This window comes from Sporosarcina sp. P25 (assembly GCF_002743235.1).
In the GTDB taxonomy this organism is placed as follows: Bacteria; Bacillota; Bacilli; order Bacillales_A; family Planococcaceae; genus Sporosarcina; species Sporosarcina ureae_B.
In genome coordinates this window covers 36,511-59,896 of sequence record NZ_PDYV01000015.1, presented here as the reverse complement: position 1 = coordinate 59,896, position 23,386 = coordinate 36,511, and the positions used below count along the sequence as shown (strand labels likewise).

The following is a 23,386-nucleotide window of genomic DNA, read 5'->3' as shown; positions in this document are numbered from 1 at the left end:
ATGGACAGTCTATGAATAAAAGGTTATGGTTGATTGTCCCCTTTTTTGTAGTGGTTTTAATAGCCTTTCGACTAATCTGGATCGATTCCAACCAAAATATTCACACAGTAACTGCTGAAAATGGAGTGATAGATCTACGGGGTATGGGTGATTTATCGGAGGATATATTGCTAAACGGAGAATGGAAGTTTTTTGCGGAAGAGTTTATTACTCCAGGTGAAAGTTCCAAAAGGGTACCATCATTAATTCAAGTACCCGCTGATTGGCAAGAACAATTTTCAGGTAACACGTCCTACGGTTATGGGACATATAGTTTGAAGATTTATGTAGATCGAGACGACACGAATATCTATCGATTGTATGCGAAGGACATCGTGTCTGCTTCGCGTTTTTTTGTGAATGGCGAGGAAAAGGTACAACTCGGAAAAACAGCAACGAATAGGAAGCAGGAAGAAGTCGACTATCGTCCTCAGACATTGCAGATAGAAAGTAACGCCGGGGAAATAGAACTCCTTATTCATGTATCAAATTTTCATTCATTGAAGACTGGCGGTATCATACAGCCGATGAAGTTTGGAGAGTGGTCGGCTGCAGAACAATCTGTATTTAAAGATTATGGTTGGCAACTTGCTCTTATGTCTATTGTAGGCTTGCATGGAGTATATTCATTTCTAATTTATTTCCTGTTTTCAAGGAAGAAGGATATGTTGTATCTTGCCTTATCTTTTCTCTCTGTAGCTATCTCGATAGCTATAGCAGATGATAAGTTATTGCTTTATTTCTTTCCGGAGATTTCATTTGCGGCTTGGTCGAAAATGAATGTAATCGTCTATTCAGGCGGTGTTTACCTAGTAGTATTGTATATTAAAGCTTTAGTGGATACTGTAGAGCACTCCTTTAGCAAGTGGGAGCGCTATTACTACCGGCTTCTAGGCATAGGATATGGAATACTCGTTATTTTGACACTTTTTTCAGTAGAGCTCGATGTACTGTTCCTCTATGCACTGATGCTTTTGATACCCTTACCGACTCCTTTTCTAATGTATCGGTTGTCGAAACGTGAAAAAGGGAACTATTTATTCTTTTTACTTGCAGGTATCAGTCTGATGTCTAGTATGATATGGGGATTATTTAAGGCGCAAATAATGCCGGAATTACCCTATTATCCCTATGAAATGCTCATCAGTTTGTTACTGTTTGGATTATTTTGGTTTAAACGTTTTTATATGGAGACGGAGAAAAGTCATAGTCTAGCTGCTTCACTACAAGAAGAAATTCATCAAAAAGATGAGTTTTTAGCCAATACATCGCATGAATTACGTAATCCTTTACATGGAATACTGAATATTACACAGACAATCTATGATAATGATCAGGATAAATTGTCACATGAGACAATTCGTAATCTGGAAACGCTTCTTTCTGTTGGTCGACAAATGACTATAGTTTTGAATGATTTGCTAGATAGAGAACACTTAAAAGATAATAAGTTACAGCTCGAGCAACAAGATGTCAAAATCTTGCCGATTCTGACAAATGTATTTGATACACTTAAATTTATGAAAGAGGGTAAATCTGTATCACTCGAACATTCCATTCCAGTTCAGTTCCCTAATATTATGGCGGATGAAAACCGATTGTATCAAATCCTGTTTAATCTAGTTCATAATGCGATAAAATTTTCAGCAGAAGGAGTAGTTCATGTATCAGCCGATGTGCAGAATAGGATGGCTGTCATTCGGGTAGCCGATGAAGGAATCGGCATGTCTCCAAAAGATGCACATATGATATTTCAACCCTATAAACAGGCAGAATCGGGTATTACCTCTACTGGGGGTGGGGGACTTGGTTTAGGATTAAGTATTTGTAAACAATTGATTGAAATGCATGGAGGAACGATTATTGTAGAAACGAAAGAGAATGAAGGCTCTACTTTCACATTTACACTGCCTCTTTCAGAACATCAACAACAACAGAGTTATATTCCCGTTCCAGACACAGTTCAACAAAAATTGAAATCTCTTGATTCAGGGACATCCTCGGCAAGTAATGCTACGGAACGTATTTTAGTCGTTGACGATGATCCAATGAACCTTCAAATTATTAAGCAGATGCTAAAAGCGGATGGATATTTGGTTGTAACGTGTACTTCAGCAAATGAAGCAATCAAAGAGTTGGAACGTGGATATTGGAGTCTAGTAATCTCGGACGTCATGATGCCATATATGTCCGGCTATGAGCTGACACGCGAGTTGCGAAAGCGATTTTCACTGGCAGAGCTACCCATTCTATTGTTGACTGCCCGGACCCAGCAAGTTGATATTCAAATGGGGTTTGACGCAGGAGCTAATGATTATGTTAGAAAACCAGTAGAAAAGGTTGAGCTGATCATGCGTGTACGGGCGTTGACGAATCTAAATCAAACGATTGTTGAACGGATACAAATGGAAGCGGCATGGCTACAAGCACAAATACAACCGCATTTCCTGTTCAATACACTTAATACAATTAGCGCACTCAGCGAGATTGATCCGGAAAAAATGGTGAAGTTACTGGATAAATTCGGAACATACCTTGAGCAAAGTTTTACAATCCAAAATCTTGCATCAACTGTCTCTTTGGAGAAAGAACTGGAATTAGTAGAGGCTTATATATATATTGAAAAGCAACGCTACGGAGACCGTTTGCAAGTTGAGATGGATATTGCACCAGTCCAAGTTGAAGTACCCCCTCTATCCATCCAAACATTGGTAGAAAATGCGATAGAACACGGCGTGCTGAAGCGACCTGAAGGTGGTACTGTATGGATTAAAGTGTCGGAATGTGACGATACAGTAGATATATCGATTTCTGATAATGGATTAGGGATGGAACAAGATCTAGTAACGCTTCTGCAAACGGATACGAATATCCAAGCAGGTGTAGGCTTACCGAATACACATAAACGACTTCGCCAGTTGGGTTATTCAGGATTGACAATCGATAGTATACCGAAGATAGGCACTGTCATTCGATTCTCTATAGACAAATAGTAAAAGGAAGAAAATCAATACGATTTTCTTCCTTTTACTCATATATTAGCACACAATATTTGATTAAATAATTCATTGGTAGATTCACTAGGGGATATTCCTAATTCTTCAATCAACTTCTCTTTGAAGTTATGATATGCCTTGATAGCCTCAGTTCTTTTACCTTGTTGCAGATAGTGTATTAAAAGTTGCTGTAGAGCTTGTTCTGAATATGGATCCAAAAGAACTAAACGTTCCAGTGAAGTTTGGAGTTGGGGAGTATCCTGATGAATTGTGTAATAACTAATCATTCGGTGAAGTAATTTTATCGCCTGCTGTTTCATATGTTCGGCATGTGTGTAAGACCAATCATAACCTTCTAATTCCAGGTAATCACCTTTATACTTTTGAATACTTTTTCAAACTTCTCAATAGTAGCATCTGTCGCGTTGATATGTTGCTGAACGAGTTGATTCATTTCCAGTGCATCGCAGTGGAAATTCACTAATTCTAGGCGATAGCTTTGATTGGTAAAAACAATCACTTTGGAAAACCCTAAACTCTCTAGTGTTTTTCGTAAATGGGAGAGAGTGGTATGTAGTTGTATCTTAGCTTTCGAATATTCAGTATCGGGCCAAAGCGTTTCAATTAGTACATCACGATGGATTAATTCTTTATGATGCGTAAGGAAATAGGCAAATAGTTCTTTAATTTTTATCGTTTTCCATTTAACAAACTCTTGCTTATATTGCACAATGAATTCTTGGAAACATTGTATTTCTAATTGTTTTCCAGATTCAGGTTGTAAAATGGAGGCAGAAGAGAGTGCTTGTGTTAATCGTGTAATAGTTTTTTCAAGACGCTCATTTGTAAGAGGTTTTAGTATGAAGTCAATGGAATTTAACTCGAATGCCTGTATTGCGTAATCACGATAAGCTGAAACAAATACTATTTTAATCGTTGGATCTATACTTAAAAGATGTTCAGCCAGATCTATTCCATCGATTCCAGGCATGGAAATATCCAAAAAAGCCACGTTAAAAGAAAGATCTTTTATATCTTCGAGCAAATGCAATGAATTGGTAAATGTCTTGAGGACTTGCACCTCTTTGAATGTTGCCAACTTATGCGTGAGCAATTGTAAAGCTAACGGCTCATCATCTACTAAAATGGCACGAATCACACAGATCATCTCCTTCATTTTCAAAATACTATTACTAGTATATGACATTTACTATGAGTTTGTCTTACAAATGGTAAAGCATTTCCTGTTGCTAGTGTAAATAATAAAATCCACAGAAATCACGGCAAGAATATGTGCTGTATGCTATATTAAAGACAACATTCTAATGAAATGGAGCGGGAAAAATGATAGAAATTGAAGGGATGGTGATTGGCATGGAATTGGGCAATGTCTTAACGTTACTCTTATCTATCGCTACAATTCTCAATATCCTGCTATTGGCATGGGTTTTGTTTATCGAAAGAAGAGATGTAGGAAATACATGGGCGTGGATTATGCTTCTAGTGTTCATTCCTATCCTCGGTTTCTTTATTTATCTGTTCTTCGGACGTAGTTTAAAACAGAAGAATTTCTATAATCTTTCTGTTGCAGAAAGAAAGGCTGAAAAAACGGAAGTTGATAAACAATTATTGCCAGAAAACTTGGCCAGACTAGAAGATAATACGTTATTAAAAGAACATGCCGAATTAATTCATATGAATCTAAAATCAGCTCATTCACTGCTTTCCAAAGATAATCATATTGAAATATTTGATGACGGACATAAAAGTTTGCTGCCTTGTTTGATGATATTAGCTCTGCTACAAAAGAGATCAATATCCAGTATTATATTATTCAGTCTGATTCCCTTGGGACTAAGTTACGTGATCTTTTGATTCAAAAGGCGACAGAGGGAGTTAAAGTCAGACTCTTGTATGATGAAGTAGGCTCAAAGAAAACACCTCCCAAATTTTATAATGAATTACGCGCAGCAGGTGGAAGAGTGGAAGTATTCTTTCCATCGTTGTTTCGTCTAGTAAATTTTCGAGTCAATAATAGGAATCACCGAAAACTTTGTATTATTGATGGGGAAATCGCGTATATTGGCGGTTTCAATGTTGGAGATGAGTATCTTGGACTTGATGAAAAGTTTGGCTATTGGCGCGATACGCACTTTAGGATTAGAGGCGGCGCTGTCAATCATATTCAAGCGAAATTCATTTTAGATTGGCATCAGGCGAGTAAAAAGGAACCCGGTGATTGGGGAGATTACTTATTTCAAACCGAAAAAAATATTGGCACGAGTCCAGTACAAATTGTTTCAAGCGGTCCGAATTCCGAGACGGAACATCTGAAGAATATGTATATCAAGTTACTATTATCTGCTAAAAAAAGTGTCTACATTCAGACACCGTACTTTATTCCGGATACAAGCTTTATGGATGCCTGCAAAATTGCGTTGCTGTCAGGCATCGATGTACAGATTATGATTCCGTGTAAGCCTGATCATCCGTTTGTCTACTGGGCTACTTGGTCGTATGTCGGGGATTTGCTTGATTATGGCGCCAAGGTATTACTGTATGAGAATGGTTTCTTGCATGCGAAGACTATTGTGGTGGATGAAGAAGTAGCGGTAGTAGGTACTATGAATATCGATTCACGTAGCTTCCGATTGAATTTTGAAGTGACCGCGATTGTCTATGATGACAAAGTAGCGGCGCAGTTGACGGGACTGTTCCGTCAAGACGCGGAACAGAGTTCTGAGTTGACGAAGGAACGTTATGAGGAGCGGTCATTACTAATTAAGTTTAAGCAATCGATTTCACGGTTGTTGTCACCCATACTCTAATGGTGTAAAACGTATATTATATTGTTTAGTAATGGGTACGCGTAATCATAATAGTATGCAAAAAAGAAGCAGCCTTGTGCTGCTTCTTTTTATTAGTATTTACGTTACATAAAGACCAAGTTCAGTTTTCCGTCTTTTAGCTCCAACGAAGCATCGAACTTTTTCCCATCGGCCGAAGTGAAGCCTTTGATGACGTTTGTCTGCCCTTTAGTACATAATAATTTCACTTGAGGCACAGTTAGTTTCTTTTTCAGGAAGAGCCCTGGGAAGGTTTGCTTGCAGCCATTTTTATAGTTACTACAACCGTAGAATTTAGGATGTTCAATGATGTTGCCTTTGCCACATTTTGGACAGGGCGCGACTTCAGTTCGTGTATACGAGCTTTTGCCAGAAGAGGGACGTGGCGGCAGCACGATATCAATCGTCTGTTTTTCAATCTGGACAGGTACGTCTTCAATCAGTTTTTGGATGAATTTCGATACACTCCCCAGAAAGTGTTGACCTGTTCCTTCACCATTGCCGATTTTCTTTAAGTACGTTTCCCATTTCGCTGTCATGGAAGGGCTAGCAAGCAAGCTACCTTCAATGGTCTGACAGAGTACGCGTCCTTTGTCGGTGATCGATACAATATTTTTCGTCACGGAAATATATCCATGCTTTTTAATGGTTTCAATAATTCCGCTTCTTGTCGCTTCTGTTCCAAGCCCTTCAATTTCTTTCAAAATATCCGTTTCGCTTTGATCTTCTACCAGCTTCCCGCATGTTTTCATCATGGCGATCAATTGGCCTTCTGTATAAGGTTTTGGAGGCTGTGTCGCGCCTTCTTTGATACCAATTTCGCTTTGCACGGTTTCCTCTCTCTCAAGTGGCGGTAAGGCGGGTTCTTCGGTATCCTTTGCCTTCTTTGGCGCAGCAAAAAGTTCTTTCCAACCTTTATCTCGTTCGGTTTTGCCCGTTGTGAAGAATGGCAAACCGTTGACGTCGGTCGTTACTTTCGTTTCTGTATATAAGTAATCCCGATGGAACATAGCTAGTGTCGTTCGAATGACTTCTTCATAAAGATTGCGCTCAAGTGGTGACAACTTTGTCAGTGCTGCAGGGGTCGGTAGCTTTTTTGTCGGGATGATAGCATAGTGTTCCTGTACTTTCGAGCTGTCAACATATCGTTTTTTCGGTGTGCGGGAAACGACCTCAAAAGGTTGCTCAATGAGTTTTTGATAGTCTTCCACAGCCGCTAGCAAGTAGTTGAATTCACTTGGTGTGATGTGACGTGTATCCGTCCGTGGATACGATACAAGCTTCTTTTCGTATAGAGTCTGCATGGTTTTCAATACAGTCGCAGGACTTGCTTTCCATCGTCGGTTGGCAGTTGCTTGCAATGTTGAAAGTGAATGCAACTGTGGCGGTGGTGTCCGTTTGTCTGTATGGGTCAGCTCACTAATGACCCCGGGCGTCCGTTTTGTAATATTGCGGCTGTTGAGTGCTTCCGCAATTAATTCACGCTTAGGTTCCTTAAGCTTTGCTTTTCCTTTATACGTACCGTGCGCCGCAGTAAAAATGCCTTCCGCTTCGAAAAAAGGTTCCGATACGAACGTCTCGATTTCGCGCTGACGTTGATAAATCAAATAAACGGTAGGGGATTGCACACGACCGATAGGAAATACTTCCTGAACGCCTTTGGCTTTCAACAACAGTGTATAGAGCCTAGAACCATTCATCCCTACGAGCCAGTCGCTGATTTGTCGTGCCTTTGCTTCTTCATAGAGTTGTAGATCTTGTCGATTATCCCGTAGATTCTCGAAGCCTTTTCGTACTTCATCCGATTCCAGCGAGTTAATCCATAGTCGCTCAATCTTCTGGTTGCGAGCTCCCGTCATATAATAGATGGAATAAAATATATTTGAACCTTCGCGATCCACGTCACATGCGTTGATGACATGATCAGTCGCGCGAATAAGCTTCTTGACTACTTGGAATTGCTTATACTTTCCTGGTGCTACTTGAAACTCATAACGCTCGGGTAAGATAGGTAAACTGCCGAGGTTCCAGCGTTTCCAAGCAGGATTGTACGTATGTGGCTCTTTTAATTCCACGAGATGCCCAACACCCCATGTAATGAAGGCGCCTTGGGGGAATATATCGCACGGTTGAATTTCTGTATAGCCGTCGTGTTTACGTGTAGTAAATGCGTCTGCGTAAGCTTTGGCCTGGGATGGTTTTTCTGCTAATATTACTGGTCTCATAAAAACACCTCTTTGGCTTCGATAATAGAAACGCTAGTTCCAATATTATCGCATAAATGGAGGAAGTTTACGAATTCATGTTTTGGGGTGACTATAGAATGAAGAAAATAGAAAGGATATCTAGCTGAATCATTGAGTTGAAGATGTCTTCTGTATTAAAGATAAAGAACACTTGAAAAGCCAATTATTTGTTGTTATTTTTTACTGCATTGGAGGTTTTCAATAGGTAGATTTGGAAGACTGTTTGATCAAATGACTGCTAGTAGTTGTGATAAAAGGGCAAAAGAAAAAAGCGTGTTTTAAAAAAGACTAATTAAAACACGCTCTTATAGTACTGAATGGGATTAACCTTTTATAAAAAGGATAGATCATTTTTGTAAATCTTCATTGACTAAATATGTGGTACTTGAGAAAATATTTTTTTCGACTGACTTGAACCAATTGTTAATTTACCTTCATTCATTTTCAAGATATAGTATACCTACAAAGTTACCCCTCTATCTCAAGTATAATCTTACCGATATTGCGGTTCTCTTCCATATGGAGATGAGCTTTTCCAACCTTTTCTAAAGGGAATGTAGTGTCAGTAACGGGTACTATATTTTTTTGTTCAAAATAAGGGATTACGTTTTCGGCAAATTCTTTGGTCAAAAGAGCTTTGTATTCGTCACTTCTTGGGGTTAGTAATGTCCCTGTTAATTGAATGCATTTTGACATCAAATTAAATAAGTTTACCTTTTCGATCTCACTTCCACCTAGTATTCCGATAAGAACCCATCGACCTTCATTCTTAATACTGGCTAAATTTTTCTCCCAGTAATCAGCACCAATAAAGTCTAAAATCAAATCTACGCCTTTACCGTTTGTTGCTTTTAGAACCTCTTCATCAAATGACTGCTCCTTGTAATTTATAAGGACGTCAGCTCCAAGTTCTCGGCAAAAATCGAGTTTGCTTTTAGAACCAGCAGTAACAATAACCCTAGCATTACAAAGTTTTTTTGCTAATTGAATTGCTGCCGTTCCAACTCCGCTTGCACCTGCATGAATTAATACGGTTTCCTGATTTTGAAGTTTGCCTAGCCAAAATAATGTTTGGTAAGCAGTTAAGAACACTTCAGGAATCGCTGCAGCTTCTGCAAACGATAAGGAATCGGGAATTTTCATCGCTCGATCTGCTGGCATAACAGCAAACTCTGCATAACCGCCACCATTAACAAGTCCCATCACTCTATCTCCAACCGAAAAGGAACTATCACCATTTACTTCAACCACAGTTCCGGCAATTTCTACGCCCAAAATAGGGTTTTCAGCATACCCTACTTTCCCTTCACGGGTTATAATATCTGTACGGTTTACCGCTGTTGCATGAACACGTATAAGCAATTCCTTCTCTTTTGGTTGAGGACTAGCAACTTCAACAAGCTCCAGTTGTTCTGGACCACCTGGTTTCTTTACAATTATAGCTTTCATAAATATTCCTCCTTTTAAAAATACCCTTAGAAAAAATCTAAGAGAAAAAGCTTCGCAACATTTTAGCGCGCGACTTTATTTTAACTATCCCAACCTTTTAATCGATTTACAATTATCGAGGCTTATCATGCTAGGATGGCTAACCAATTATACATCCTTTTCTAACAGTTTTCAGCTTCAGTTAAATCTAGAAATGTTAGCAGGAGACTAATGTTACTATGATAACCCTTCATATCAAGTGTCAAACCTGAAGACCTCGAAATTTTATGTGAAGCACTGATCATCTAAAACCTTTTTATATGATCGACCTATTTTGTTAAAAGCCAAGCACGTAAATAGTCCGTTTCCTTGTCCAGTAAGAATTAATTCAAGATTGAATAATGTCTGGCCACAGTTATACAATCTCACATTTGGGAATGGGGTGCTATTAGCCGTGTAGTAGAAAAAAGAGTTTTCATGACAAACAAAACAGGTAGAAGAGTAATAGAGGATCTAAAAAATTAATTACCTGTAACCTTTTCCCGTCTTATTCGAACTACTGTATAGAAACTATAATAAGGAGCGGATTTTTTATGAAGTTGAATAAATTTGTACCATTTGCGATGTCGGCATTGCTTATTGGCGGCGCGGCGGTACCTGAAGCAGTTAGCGCAAAAGAGGAAGTGAAGGCCGAAGTGACATCTGATGAAAAAGCTTTTGTTAAAGTAGAAGGAACAATCGAAGGCATAGAAAAGAACGAGGAGTTCACACTGTACACGATTAAAGGAAAAGAAGAGTCTTCTGCATTGGCTATTAACAAAGAAACGCTAATTTTTGATAATACGGGAAAGAAGGTCGAATTGAAGAAAGGTGACAAAGTATCTGCCTATACCCATGCAGATAAACCCATGATTATGATTTACCCACCGCAGCACACTCCAGATGTAGTCATTGTAGAAAAAGATAAAGAGAACACTGCAGTAGTTGGAATATTTGATGACGAAATGGTGGATTCGTACTTGAAGCTACAGTTGAATATAGGTGACAGTACAGACATTTCCAGCATTTCGGGTAATAAAGTAAAAGCTGATGACTTGAAAGGTAAAGACTTGCTGGTATTCTACAAAGAAACAACGCGAAGTATTCCAGCTCAGACAACGCCAGAGAAAGTAGTTGTACTTGACGGAAATACAGTAGATGAAGATGCTACTGTAGAACAAATCATAGAAGACGATCATTATATGGTTGATGGTGTGAAGATGGTGCCGCTTCGTTTGCTTGCTGAGAAACTTGGATATGTAGTGGATTCGACTGGTAATGGTGCGATCATATCTAAAGGTGCTCCATCTTACACAATTACACGTGGTCAGAAGGAATATGGCTACAATAAATCATTGTTGAAGTTTGAAGTGGCACCGGAGCTACTTGAACCGAAGAAGACCTATGTACCAGTAGAGCTTATTGATGAATTGATGGAGTAATTAAACCATATAAAAAAGGCAGGGGTCCGTGGACTCTTGCCTTTTTTGATATTTACATCAAGACTTTCTTTTCTTTTCTATTGGATAGAGGTTTGTAAAGTAATCGTTCGTAATGTCCCGTACTTGTCCACTTAAGAATAGTACCGCAATCACGTTAGGAATTACTACGATTGCGAGTAATAGATCAAGAAAATGCCAGACGAATTGCAATCCACCAAGTGCTCCGATGATGATCGCCGTGATATATGCCACGCGTATTACGACAGAGAAGTTGGGTCCAAATAAGAACTCTGCCTGCTTTTCTCCGTAATATATAATGACTACAATCGTTGTAATCACGAACAAGAATAATACAATGGATATGATAATTCCACCGAGGGAAGCACCGAATACTGTACTATACGCTTCTGTCACCATGTTCGCCGCGTTGTCTGCGTCAATGACTTTCCAAACATCTGTAGTCAGTATGACGAGTGCAGTCATAGTACAAACGATCAATGTATCCACGACGACTTCAAAGACGCCCCAGAAACCTTGTTTAGCGGGATGACTATTCACTGCCGCTGCATGGGCTATTGGTGCTGTACCGATACCGGCTTCATTGGAATATAATCCGCGGGCGAGTCCCCATCGAATTGCTGCGGCTACACCGGCCCCTGCGAAACCGCCTGCCGCTGATATCGGTTGGAATGCATGTGTGAAAATCAAGCCAAATGCTGTAGGTACTGCATCGATATGAGCTCCGATAATAATGAGTGCTGTTAAAATGTAGACCACGACCATGGATGGAATTAGACGTTCCGTTACACGTCCAATCGCTTTAATTCCTCCGAATGAAATGAGTGCAACCAGTAAGGCGACGAACATACCTGTTACGATTGGAGGTAAACCGAATGAACCTTTAAGGGTCGTTGCGATGGAGTTAGATTGCACCATAGTACTCGCCATAACTTCTAACATGAGGGCAAATGCAAAGATATACGCAACCTTTTTCCAGCCAAGTCCTTTTTTTATGTAATACATCGGACCACCGACGTAATCACCGGCAGCATTCTTTTCACGATATTGGATACCGAGTACGACTTCGGAATATTTCGTACCGATTCCAATCAGTGCGACAATCCACATCCAGAAAATCGCACCAGGCCCACCTAGCGCGATGGCTACAGGCACTCCCACGATATTCGCTGCTCCCATTGTGGAGGCAAGCGCAGAGGTGGTTGCTTGAAAAGGAGTTAGCGTGCCGTCCCCAGAACCTTTAGACATAACCTTTCCAAAGGTTTGACGAAAAATGTGAGGCATATATCGGAACTGGAAGAATTTCAGACGAATGGTGAGAAACAATCCGCCTACTAGAAGTAAAATGATGATGGGGAATCCCCATAAAAAGTCCGAGACGATTTCTACCCATTTCGTAAACGGATTCATTGGCAACGACTCCTTTTGTGGTTTGATACTACTCAAACAACTAGTTATTTCGTTTCGGTTTACGAAGTAGTTGTCTACTATACTAGTGAATGTATGGAAGAAATGTCAAATGAAATTGGAAATGTACTTATTTTTAGTGCTTGAGTCATTGCTGATAGATACACAACGAAATTATATTTGGAAGAGTAAGGACAAGCCTTCTTGCCACAAATTACTGTATAAAATATATAGAATTATTTGAAATCAATTGACAAACAGCTAAAGACCATGTAATATTACGTTCAATATTACATTGCAGACGAAGAATGGAACTAGTAAAAATGTTTATGTCTATATAGAGAGCTGATGGTTGGTGGAAATCAGCAGACGCACATTTTGAACTCATCCATGAGTCACTCCCTGAAAGTTCTACAGTAAGGGACGTCGGTTTCCTCCGTTAACGGGATAGACAGTAATAGCTGTCGATAAGGGGATTTGCCAAGTATGGCGAATCAATTAGAGTGGTACCGCGAGTATAACCTCGTCTCTATATTTCAATATAGAGACGAGGTTTTTTTGTATTTATTTTTTTAAAAAAAGGAGTGCAAAGAGATGAGCAGAAAAATTTGGGTTTTTGATACAACATTACGTGATGGAGAACAGGTACCAGGCGCTAAACTGAACCTTTATGAAAAAGTAGAGATTGCACAACAATTAAAGAAGCTTGGCGTCGATATTATCGAAGCTGGTTTTCCTGCTTCATCCCAAGGTGATTTTGAAGCGGTGAAGGCTGTTGCGCAAAGAGTAGGCAACACGAATGACATCATGGTCACAGCATTGGCACGCGCAGTTCAAGCAGATATTGATTCGGTTTATCATGCAGTAAAGTATGCAGAAAATCCGATGATTCATATGGTGTTAGGCACTTCTGATATTCACGTGGAAAAAAAGTTCAATAAATCAAAGGACCAGATCCTTCAAATAGGCGTAGACGCAGTGAAATATGCAAAAACATTAATGCCCCAAGTACAATATTCAACGGAAGATGCTTCACGTTCGGAGTTCGAGTATTTATGGCATACAATCGAGTCCGTTATGAAAGCGGGTGCAACTATGATCAATGTGCCTGACACAGTGGGCTTTGCAGAGCCAGAAGAATTCGGTGCGATGATCTATAAATTAAATGACCGCATGAAAAACTTGAATCCGGATGTCTTATTAAGTGTTCACTGTCATAATGACCTGGGAATGGCGACTGCAAATACACTAGCAGCAGTCAAGAATGGCGCGGATAAAGTAGAATGTACAATTAATGGAATCGGAGAACGAGCAGGAAATGCTGCACTTGAAGAGGTAGTCATGGCATTGAAAACAAGAAGCTCAATTTATAATGTGAGCACACAAATCAACACAAAAGAAATTATGAATACTTCTCGCCTTGTATCTAGCTTCATGGGATTGGATGTGCAAGTGAACAAGGCGATTACGGGTGATAACGCCTTTGCACATTCGTCAGGTATACATCAAGACGGTTTATTGAAATCCCGCGATGCATATGAAATTGTTCATCCGGAAGACGTCGGATTAGATGATATGGAATTGATTTTGACGGCACGGTCAGGGCGACATGCAGTGAAAAACGCCCTTGAAAAGCTAGGATTCACTCATATGAAGCCCGAGGAATTCGAAGGTATTTTTGAAGGATTCTTAACGTTGGCAGATAGAAAAAAGGAAGTATATGACCATGATTTATATGTAATTGTTGAGAATTATCATGAAAAGTATGACAAAGAGAATGTAACGAATTACAGTGACCATTTCTTTGAATTTGAAGATCTACAAGTGGTCAGTAACTCTAGTTTCCCTTCAGCCAGCGTCAAGATTTGCAAAGGAGGAGAAGTTTTCAAGTCGAGTGCTGTTGGCACAGGTCCAATCGATGCACTGTATTCAGCAATTGCAGAAATCACAATGATACAAGTTAAATTGATTGGCTATGATATAAGCAGCGTTTCACGGGGTAAAGATGCATTAGGAAAAGTGAAAATTACGATTGCACATGAAGGAGAAAATTATGTCGCGAAGGCAGCAGACACAGATATTTTAAAAGCAAGTGCACTAGCGTACATCAATGCGGTCAATAGCGTAATCGTAGCGAAAATAAAGGAATCATCTGAGCACAAGCTTGCTGTGAATATTTAATTATCAAATTAATTGGGACGAAATATTTCGATTTTTATATTCACTTAGATGATCTGTGAAATACACAATTTATATTTTGAAATCGAGTAAGTGCCACAGGCTAAGCTTTCTAAATAAGGCGACATGTGAATATAATTTTGTCGTTCGAGAAAGAAGTTTTTTCTTGCATTATAGGTAACAGTAAGTGCTGATAAACGTCAATATTAAGCGTGGAGACAAGCGATGGATTGCACGATATGCGAAACAGATATGGTTGTTTGATTGGTCATTCCATAAAATAGAATCTCCAGAGAAAATACTATACAAACAATAATAAAAGGCTACGCTCGGCAAGAAGTTACTCATGCCGAGTGAAGCCTTTTTATTATTGCCAAGTCCATGATAATAGTTCTGTTATTCCTCGTCGCGACAATAATCTCGGATCAGTCGAGATGCTTTTGACTGGCTGATCTGGAGGTCGGATGCCACACCCCTCGTTGAACCAAACTTCTGATAGGATCTCCTGACCATGGTAGCTGTTACATTATCTAATGCCTTTTCTAGTGAATTGGAATAGGCGAGTTCAGGAATTTCTTTTACTTTTTCCAATAGTACTTCCGGTAAATCTTCTGTAGTGATAACTGCATCACTTGTAATTACCAGTCGCTCTATTAAGTTTTCTAGTTGTCGCACATTGCCTGGCCACGAATAATGATAGAGCACATTCAAACAATCTTCAGAAATTATTTTAGTAGAGTGATATTTATTATTAAAATTATTCAGAAAACTATAAGTTAAAGGGATGATGTCTTCTTTGCGTTCATTCAATGGTGGCATGTGTATGTCAATAACGTTGAGTCGATAAAACAAATCTTCACGGAAAGTTTTATTTTCTACCATCTTCGGTAAGTCTTGATTTGTTGCAGCAATAATGCGGATATCCACTGTCTTGCTTTCGTTGCTACCAATCGGAATAAATTTTTTATCTTGGATAACTTGAAGAACTTTCGCCTGTAGAGGCAAAGCCAACTCACCTATTTCATCCAAAAAAATGGTGCCGCTATCGGCTGCCTCAAATAGACCAATTTTACCGTCTTTTTTGGCTCCGGTAAATGAACCTGCCGTATAACCGAATAACTCCGATTCAAGCAAATCCCCTGGAATGGCTGCACAATTCACATTAAGGAAAGGACCATCCTTTCTCTTACTCATTTTATGTAATTGATAAGCGATGACTCCTTTTCCGGTTCCCGACTGACCATGTACTAAGATAGTAGAATCTGTAGGCGCCACCTTTTCACAGAAACGTAGTATTTTTCGCATTTTCGCGTTGTTCGTAATAATTGTACTTGCAAAAACATCATCCAGTGAGTTTGTAAAGTCCAATTCTTCCTCTTTTACAAGACGTTTGAAGTCCTGTATTTCTGTTGCTGTGCACACAATATATTCAATTTCATTGTGCGAGTTCAATATAGGGAAAGCCCTAGTCAGCAACTCGGCACCTATATGGGTTTGTTGGCGTACTGAAACGGGAGTTTTCTTTTCCAGAACGAGTGGCACTACAGAAGGGGTCCAATAACCATCGTTTAGAAAGTCGTCATTATACTTGCCGAGCACGTCAGTTTTTACCATGCCATAATGCTTTTCGCAATTTCGATTTACATAGACAATTTTAATTTCTTTATCCAACACATAAATTTCATCCGATGAATAATCCAATATGTTAAGCAATGATTCCAAGGAAAGATCCATTTTCACTTGTTCGTTCTCATGGGACATACTATTTCACCTTCCTGTTATTTTTGTGAGTCAATTTTGAGAATATTTATATACTTTCGGTTTACAATTGATTCAATTGTGACTCAATTGTACCAGCGTTTTGTAAAAAAGACGATAACAATCTTATTCCCATGCCAATCTCAAAAGTTGGCACGATACTTGCAATAGTATTTAGTAACGCGGCAAGGATGAGGGAATTCCCTGATTGCCCGGTAACCATATATAAAAATGACAACAAGGAGGCACAATATGAACAGAGCAGCCGAAGTTAGCGATATAACAATTATTGGGGGAGGACCAGTCGGCTTATTCACTGCGTTTTATGCAGGACTTCGACAAATGTCTGTAAAAGTTATTGAAAGTTTACCACAACTAGGCGGTCAACTTTCTGCATTATATCCCGAAAAATATATTTATGATATTGCGGGCTTTCCTAAAGTTAGAGCTCAGGAGCTAGTAGACAATCTGGTTGAACAAATGAATCAATTTGAGACTACTATCTGCTTAGGTGAGACGGTAACGGAAGTCTTAAAAGAACATGACGGTGTTTTCAAATTGACTACAAATAGTGGGGTACATTATTCTCGAACAATTATTATCACTGCTGGTAACGGAGCTTTTCAAGCAAGGAAAATGGAAATCGAGAGTGAAGAGAAGTTCAAAAATCAAAATATTCATTACTTCGTTCAGAATATGAATCAGTTCCAGGGCAAGAAAGTGGCTTTGTTTGGTGGAGGAGATTCAGCAGTAGATTGGGCATTGATGCTTGAGCCGATTGCTGAAAGGGCTTCCATTATTCATCGGAGAGATAAGTTTCGAGCACATGAACATAGCGTAGAATTGTTGAAACAATCCAGCGTGAATTGTTTGACACCATTTGTTCCAGTTGAATTGGTGGGAGACGAGAAAGTTGAAAAGGTTATCATCAAGCATTCGAAAACAGATGAGTTAGTAGAGCTCGAAGTCGATGACGTATTGATCAATTATGGTTTTGTTTCATCATTGGGCCCTATCAAAGACTGGAATCTTGAAATAGATAAAAACTCTATAGTGGTAAATTCAAAAATGGAAACGAATATTGAAGGCCTTTACGCAGTGGGCGATATTTGCACATATGAAGGAAAAGTTAAGCTAATTGCATCAGGTTTTGGAGAAGCGCCTGTTGCGGTGAGTAGCGCAAAAGTATATATAGATCCGACTGCAAAAATGCAACCTCTACACAGTACTAGCGTTATGGGGGAAGCGGAGGAAGTACCAAAGAAAGTGAAAGTTGGAGTCAACTGATTAATTTTAGATAGGAGGCTAGGAAATGGCGCAATTTACAATGGTGGAGCGAAGTACATGTATCGCTTGTGGAGCATGTAATCCTGTTGCTCCTGAACTATTTGACTACACTGCTGATGGATTTGCTTTTGCATTATTGGATGACAATGAAGGGGTTACGGAAGTTCCAGAAGATTTGATTGAGGATTTGGAAGACGCGTTTGAAGGTTGTCCGACCAACTCTATCAAAATGGCAGATACACCGTTTTCCTGTCAGAAGATTAAAGCTAGTTAATGAAATAAAAATGAATTGTAAAATATAACTCTGAAGGAGAATGAAAAATGGCTTATAATAAAGTACAGAACGCAACGGAAAGAACTTTCGAGAGAACGATGCCTTACAATCTATTTACGGATCCAGAGGTGCTGAAAAAAGAAAAAGAAATGATTTTTGCAAAGAGTTGGCAATTAGTCGGCCATGTTAGCCAAGTTGAGAAAAAAGGTGCATTTTTTACTGCTGAGATTGGTGATGACCCACTTATCATTATTCGCGGAACAGATGAAGTCCTACGCGCGTTCTATAATGTTTGTCCTCACAGAGCAACGAAACTGGAGAAAAGTGATTCGGGCAAAAAGAAAATTCTACAATGCTCGTATCATGGCTGGACATTTAAAACAGATGGGGCTTTAAACAAAGCACCGAACTTCCGTAGCGAAGAAGATGCTGCTTGCGTTCAAGACGCGTGCTTGCGTTCCGTCAGAATGGAAGTAATTGAGTCTTTGATTTTTGTTAATTTGGATGACAACGCAAAACCATTGGCTGAATCATATGGCGATTTCTTCGATCGTCTAGGAAAGTTTGAATTCTTGAAGAATTTACAGTTTACTCACAAGAAGTCCCGTCATATTAAAGCAAACTGGAAAGCGTTTATTGAAAACTATCTTGAATGTGATCATTGTCACGTAGCGCATCCAAGTTTTATTGACACTTTAGACATGGATGATTATCAAATCATTACGTGTGAGAACTATTCAATCCAAGGTTCTATGGTGAAGCCTGATAAGCAATACGGAGAAGTAAATCTAGATGAAGCGGAAATGCAAGGTGGGTCATTCTTCTGGTTATGGCCAAACTTGATGCTGACAATTTATCCGGGACCTGCAAATATGGCTACTATTCAGTTAGTCCCGATCGATGAAGAAAATACTGAAATCGTTTATACGTATTACTTTAGCGAAGACAGCTTGGAGAAATTGACTCAGGAAGAGAAAGACTTAATGACGTTCGCGGAGCAAGTTCGCTTTGAAGATATCGAATTGGTTGAATTAGAGCAACTCGGCTTCAAATCACGTGCATTCAAGAAAGGCCGCTACTCACAATCTGAACAAGCAATCGTACAATTCCATGAAATGGTTCTGGAGGCGCTCAATGAATAAATTACTTGATAGAACAACTAATAAACAATTAATGATCAACGGGGAATATGTAGAAGCACCAAATTATGCCCCACTATATTCCCCATACTCTAATAAAAAAATTGCTGATATTGCTATGGCGGATCAAGCACTGACTGAACAAGCAATTGAAGCTGCGTATAATGCTAGAAAAATTATCGGTAACATGCCAGCGTTTAAACGTGCCGAAATATTAGAAAATGTTGCAAGTATACTAGCTGAGAGAACGGAAGAGGCTGCGAAAGTCATTTCAAGTGAATCTGCGAAGCCCATCATGTTTGCAAGAGCTGAAGTGTTAAGAACAATCGAGACATATAAATTCGCTGCAGAAGAAGCAAAACGTATCCATGGAGAAACGATTCCATTTGATGCTGCTTCAGGCGGTGTAGGACGCATTGGGTATACATTACGTGAACCGATCGGTGTAATCGCTGCCATTACACCATTTAACTTCCCGATGAATTTAGTGGCGCATAAAGTTGGGCCCGCAATCGCTGCTGGGAACCCAATCGTCTTAAAACCGGCATCTCAAACCCCTTTATCTGCCTTATTCATCGCAGAAGTATTTAAAGATGCTGGTCTTCCGGCGGGTGTGCTAAATGTCATCACGGGACCAGGTGGTGTGATCGGTGACGTTCTTGTCATGGATGAGCGTGTTAAAATGGTCACGTTTACTGGAAGTCCAAGTGTCGGAATCGGAATCAGCAATAAAGCTGGACTGAAGAAGACGACATTGGAATTAGGATCTAACTCTGCGTTGATCATAGATAAAGACATAGATATTGACTCTATTATCGATCGCTGTATTATGGGAGCTTTCTCGAATCAAGGTCAAGTATGTATTTCAACACAACGAATCTACGTTCACGAAGATCTTTACGAAGAATTCACGACTAAATTTGCGGCTGCTGCCAAACAGTTGAAGTTAGGCGATCCGCTTGCAGAAGATACGTATATTTCATCGTTGATTTCAAAGAAAGAATTGGAACGTACACTTAGCTGGATTGAAGAAACAAAGAAAAGTGATGCAGAAATTCTTGCAGGCGGCAATGCGCAAAACGGTGTCTTGGAGCCTACAATCATTGCACATGCAGATCATGCACTAAAAGTTTCTTGCCAAGAAGTGTTTGCGCCAATTGTCGTGGTGAATAAAGTAGATTCCGTGCAAACAGCTGTTGAGTTAGTCAATGACTCTCGTTTCGGTTTACAAGCGGGAATCTATACAAATAATGTACAACATGCTCTATATGTTTCGAAAAACTTGGAAGTGGGTGGCGTGATTATCAATGATGTGCCTACCTATCGAGTGGACCAAATGCCTTACGGCGGTGTGAAAGAGAGCGGAACAGGACGAGAAGGCCTGAAATATGCCATTGAAGAAATGACAGAAATGAAACTCGTCGTCTGGAATCAAGGATGAAAGTGGTGGATTTGAAAATGAAAACGTATAAAATTGCAGTTATTGCAGGAGATGGTATTGGCCCTGAAGTTATTGACGAGGGGATTAAGGTTTTAAAGAAAACTGCTGAACTAGATGGCGGCTTCACATTTGATTTCACGTATTTCCCATGGGGTTGTGAATATTACACACAACAAGGACGGATGATGGCGGAAGATGGCATTGAGCAGCTAAAGGAATTCGATGCTATCTATTTAGGGGCAGTTGGTTTCCCAGGTGTTCCTGATCACATTTCCTTGTGGGATCTCTTGTTGATTATCCGTAAGAGTTTCGATCAGTATGTCAATATACGTCCTGTGACGTTGCTCGAAGGGGCACATACCCCACTGCAGAATATCGAACGCAAAGATATTGATATGCTGTTCATTCGTGAAAATACAGAAGGTGAATATTCGGGTGCTGGTGATTGGCTATTTAAAGGTCAAGAGCATGAAGTGGTTCTACAAAGTGGTGTATTCTCTCGAAAAGGTACAGAGCGAATCATTCGCTATGCTTTCGAGACGGCCAAAAAACAAGGACGCAGCTTAACAAGTATCAGTAAAGCAAACGCTTTAAACTATTCAATGGTTTTCTGGGATCAAGTATTTGAAGAAGTGAGTGCAGAATATCCGGAAGTCAAAACAGCTTCTTATTTAGTGGATGCTGCTGCGATGCTCATGATCACTGATCCCAAACGTTTTGAAGTAGTTGTCACTTCGAATTTGTTTGGCGATATTTTAACGGATGTTGGAGCAGCAATTGCAGGCGGCATTGGTTTAGCAGCAGGTGCGAACATTAATCCTGAAGGCACATTCCCTTCTATGTTTGAACCGGTACATGGCTCAGCTCCTGATATTGCAGGAAGAGGCGTTGGGAATCCTCTAGCTACTATCTGGTCAGCAAGTCAAATGTTGGATCATTTCGGTTACGATCAGTATGGAAAAAAGATAATAGAAGCCATAGAACAACTATTGGTTGAAGATAAAGTTTTAACGCCTGATATGCAAGGAAGTTCTTCCACTTCGGAGGTAGGCGATCGTTTGATTACTTTATTGGAGCAATCAATTACGGCGCGTGTTTAACTATAACCTATCGGTGTTTTTCAACACCGATAGTTTTATTACAATGTACGACTCAAGAGATCCATTAATGAAATTAGATTGAATCACAGAGGGTTACAAGGAGTGTATATATGAGATTCGAGACAATTGATAAACAGATATTGGCCATTGCCTTGTCAATAGTTGCAATACTGACTGTACCTATTTTAATCAATCCTGTTAAAGGAACCTCTTTTTTAAACTCGGTTCTAAATTCGATCACCGCAAACTTCGGTCCTCTTTATTTATGGGTTTGTTTGGGGTTATTCGGCTTTTTGATTTGGCTTGCTTTCAGTAAATTTGGTAAGATTCGATTGGGGAACACGAAGCCGGAGTTTTCAACTTTTAGCTGGTTAGCATTAATTTTTACTGCGGGCATTGGGTCAGGTATTATGTATTGGGGGATTATCGAATGGGGCTTTTATTATACCAGTCCTCCATATGGCATTACAGCTGAGTCCGTTGAGGCCGCAAGTTTTGCTTCTACATATGGAATGTTTCATTGGGGCTTTTCAGCTTGGGCTATTTATTGTGTACCTTCCATTCCTATCGCATATGCAGTATACGTCAAAGGTCAAAAGTCTTATCGACTGAGTACGGCTTGCCGAGGCATCATAGGGGATAAAGCAGATGGCTTACTTGGCAAAGTGATTGACGTATGCTTCATGTTCGGTCTGATCGGTGGCATTGGGACATCTTTAGCTCTGGGAACACCATTGTTAGCTGAAGGAGTGCATGCTCTTTTCGGCGTTGAGAAAACGCTTACATTGAATTTGTCGATTGTTGTAACTTTAATGGTATTCTTCTGTATCTGCCTTTATTTCGGGTTGAAAAAAGGATTGAAGTTATTAAGCGACTGGAATCTGTATCTCTATATCGCAATTGCAGTTTTTATCTTTATTTTTGGACCTACACTCTTTATTATCTCAAGCTTTACAGACAGTGTCGGTGTACTGTTCCAAAACTTCTTTAGAATGAGTTTGTATACAGACCCTGTTGGGAAATCAGGTTTCAGTGAGACTTGGACACTCTTTTACTGGGGATGGTGGTTCTCTTACGCACCTTTCACCGGCATGTTTGCCGCCCGTATTTCGAAAGGTCGTTCGATTAAGGGATTAATTCTAGGACAGTTACTAGGTGGAACATTTGGCTGTTGGATTGCCTTCGCGATCTTCGGAAACACGAGTATGTATTTTCAAATGAATAACATCGTTCCTGTACTGGATATCCTTCAGAAAGATGGGGCTCCTGCTGCCATCTTAGCTTCTTTAAATGCATTACCACTTGGTGGGATTGTCATGGTACTATACTTGCTGATTGCAGCTATCTTCCTTGCGACTACTGTCAACTCGGCTGCCTATACATTGTCAGACGTGGCGTCTATAAACTTACAGGAAGGTCAAGAGCCAGCAAGATGGTACCGTGTATTCTGGGGAATCATCTTAACAAGCATCTCAATTGTTTTAATGTATGGCGACGGCTTAGAGGCTCTACAGACTCTATCCATCATTACGGCATTACCTCTGGTCTTTATCATACTATTAATGGTTGCGTCATTCATGAAGTGGGTGCGCCAAGGTGAAAGAGATGGCATCCATATTTATGAGGGAGCGCCATATGAAGAACCAGAAGAACAAACTGTTGAAATCACTATTGAAAGAGGTACGAAGAATAAAAAGACAGCCAAAGTCATTGAAAAAGAAAACTTGATTTAGATTTGCGATTTTCAG

General features: G+C 39.7%; 15 protein-coding genes, 1 pseudogene and 1 other annotated feature. Of the genes and pseudogenes, 10 read left to right on the top strand and 6 right to left on the bottom strand.

Annotated features, from left to right (window positions below; translation table 11 throughout):
- The first annotated feature begins 11 nt into the window (after positions 1–11).
- Positions 12–3,032 carry an ATP-binding protein gene (locus CSV70_RS12585; protein ID WP_143560919.1) on the top strand — a complete coding sequence of 1,007 codons (3,021 nt, stop codon included), beginning with the start codon at positions 12–14 and terminating at the stop codon, positions 3,030–3,032.
- 38 nt (positions 3,033–3,070) lie between these two features.
- Here CSV70_RS12585 and CSV70_RS16940 read toward each other — a convergent pair whose 3' ends face one another.
- Both CSV70_RS16940 and CSV70_RS12575 read right to left on the bottom strand, forming a co-directional pair.
- Positions 3,071–3,400 (bottom strand): bacterial transcriptional activator domain-containing protein, encoded by a 330-nt coding sequence (locus tag CSV70_RS16940; RefSeq protein WP_369822361.1) that lies wholly within the window; start codon positions 3,398–3,400, stop codon positions 3,071–3,073.
- Positions 3,391–4,194 (bottom strand): LytR/AlgR family response regulator transcription factor, encoded by an 804-nt coding sequence (locus tag CSV70_RS12575; RefSeq protein WP_158232418.1) that lies wholly within the window; start codon positions 4,192–4,194, stop codon positions 3,391–3,393. The genes CSV70_RS16940 and CSV70_RS12575 overlap by 10 nt, the downstream gene beginning before the upstream one ends.
- Before the next feature lie 215 nt (positions 4,195–4,409).
- On the opposite strand from CSV70_RS12575, the pseudogene cls reads away from it, so the two are divergent.
- A pseudogene (cls, locus tag CSV70_RS12570) lies at positions 4,410–5,863 on the top strand (cardiolipin synthase).
- Between the two features lie 104 nt (positions 5,864–5,967).
- On the opposite strand, the gene CSV70_RS12565 reads toward cls, so the two are convergent.
- The gene (locus CSV70_RS12565; protein WP_099661100.1) at positions 5,968–8,106 is read right to left on the bottom strand and encodes a type IA DNA topoisomerase; all 2,139 of its coding nucleotides are present in this window, start codon (positions 8,104–8,106) and stop codon (positions 5,968–5,970) included.
- A gap of 489 nt (positions 8,107–8,595) precedes the next feature.
- Complete coding sequence (locus CSV70_RS12560) at positions 8,596–9,576, bottom strand: NAD(P)H-quinone oxidoreductase (RefSeq protein WP_099679262.1); 981 nt, start codon at positions 9,574–9,576, stop codon at positions 8,596–8,598.
- Between the two features lie 572 nt (positions 9,577–10,148).
- On the opposite strand from CSV70_RS12560, the gene CSV70_RS12555 reads away from it, so the two are divergent.
- Positions 10,149–11,036, top strand: coding sequence for a stalk domain-containing protein (locus tag CSV70_RS12555; protein ID WP_099661102.1), 888 nt, complete (start codon positions 10,149–10,151; stop codon positions 11,034–11,036).
- 57 nt (positions 11,037–11,093) lie between these two features.
- On the opposite strand, the gene CSV70_RS12550 is transcribed toward CSV70_RS12555, so the two are convergent.
- Positions 11,094–12,464, bottom strand: coding sequence for an alanine/glycine:cation symporter family protein (locus CSV70_RS12550; RefSeq protein ID WP_099661103.1), 1,371 nt, complete (start codon positions 12,462–12,464; stop codon positions 11,094–11,096).
- A gap of 292 nt (positions 12,465–12,756) precedes the next feature.
- Positions 12,757–12,995: a binding site (T-box leader), on the top strand.
- Between the two features lie 60 nt (positions 12,996–13,055).
- Between CSV70_RS12550 and CSV70_RS12545 the strand changes: the two genes are divergently transcribed.
- Positions 13,056–14,642 carry a 2-isopropylmalate synthase gene (locus tag CSV70_RS12545; RefSeq protein ID WP_099627813.1) on the top strand — a complete coding sequence of 529 codons (1,587 nt, stop codon included), beginning with the start codon at positions 13,056–13,058 and terminating at the stop codon, positions 14,640–14,642.
- Positions 14,643–15,035: 393 nt separating this feature from the next.
- On the opposite strand, the gene CSV70_RS12540 is transcribed toward CSV70_RS12545, so the two are convergent.
- A complete protein-coding gene (locus tag CSV70_RS12540) occupies positions 15,036–16,400 on the bottom strand; it encodes a sigma-54 interaction domain-containing protein (RefSeq protein ID WP_085132361.1) in 1,365 nt (454 codons plus the stop codon).
- A 249-nt stretch (positions 16,401–16,649) separates the two neighbouring features.
- Here CSV70_RS12540 and CSV70_RS12535 point away from each other — a divergent pair, with 249 nt between their 5' ends.
- From CSV70_RS12535 to CSV70_RS12510, 6 genes are all read left to right on the top strand, one after another.
- Positions 16,650–17,684 (top strand): NAD(P)/FAD-dependent oxidoreductase, encoded by a 1,035-nt coding sequence (locus tag CSV70_RS12535; protein WP_085132362.1) that lies wholly within the window; start codon positions 16,650–16,652, stop codon positions 17,682–17,684.
- Between the two features lie 25 nt (positions 17,685–17,709).
- Positions 17,710–17,958, top strand: coding sequence for a ferredoxin (locus CSV70_RS12530; protein ID WP_085132363.1), 249 nt, complete (start codon positions 17,710–17,712; stop codon positions 17,956–17,958).
- A 47-nt stretch (positions 17,959–18,005) separates the two neighbouring features.
- Positions 18,006–19,100 (top strand): aromatic ring-hydroxylating oxygenase subunit alpha, encoded by a 1,095-nt coding sequence (locus tag CSV70_RS12525; protein WP_085132364.1) that lies wholly within the window; start codon positions 18,006–18,008, stop codon positions 19,098–19,100.
- Complete coding sequence (locus CSV70_RS12520; protein WP_099661104.1) at positions 19,093–20,538, top strand: aldehyde dehydrogenase family protein; 1,446 nt, start codon at positions 19,093–19,095, stop codon at positions 20,536–20,538. Before CSV70_RS12525 ends, CSV70_RS12520 begins: the two co-directional genes overlap by 8 nt.
- A gap of 17 nt (positions 20,539–20,555) precedes the next feature.
- Positions 20,556–21,638, top strand: coding sequence for a tartrate dehydrogenase (locus CSV70_RS12515; protein WP_099627836.1), 1,083 nt, complete (start codon positions 20,556–20,558; stop codon positions 21,636–21,638).
- Positions 21,639–21,748: 110 nt separating this feature from the next.
- Positions 21,749–23,371, top strand: coding sequence for a BCCT family transporter (locus CSV70_RS12510; RefSeq protein ID WP_085132366.1), 1,623 nt, complete (start codon positions 21,749–21,751; stop codon positions 23,369–23,371).
- The last annotated feature ends 15 nt before the right edge of the window (positions 23,372–23,386 follow it).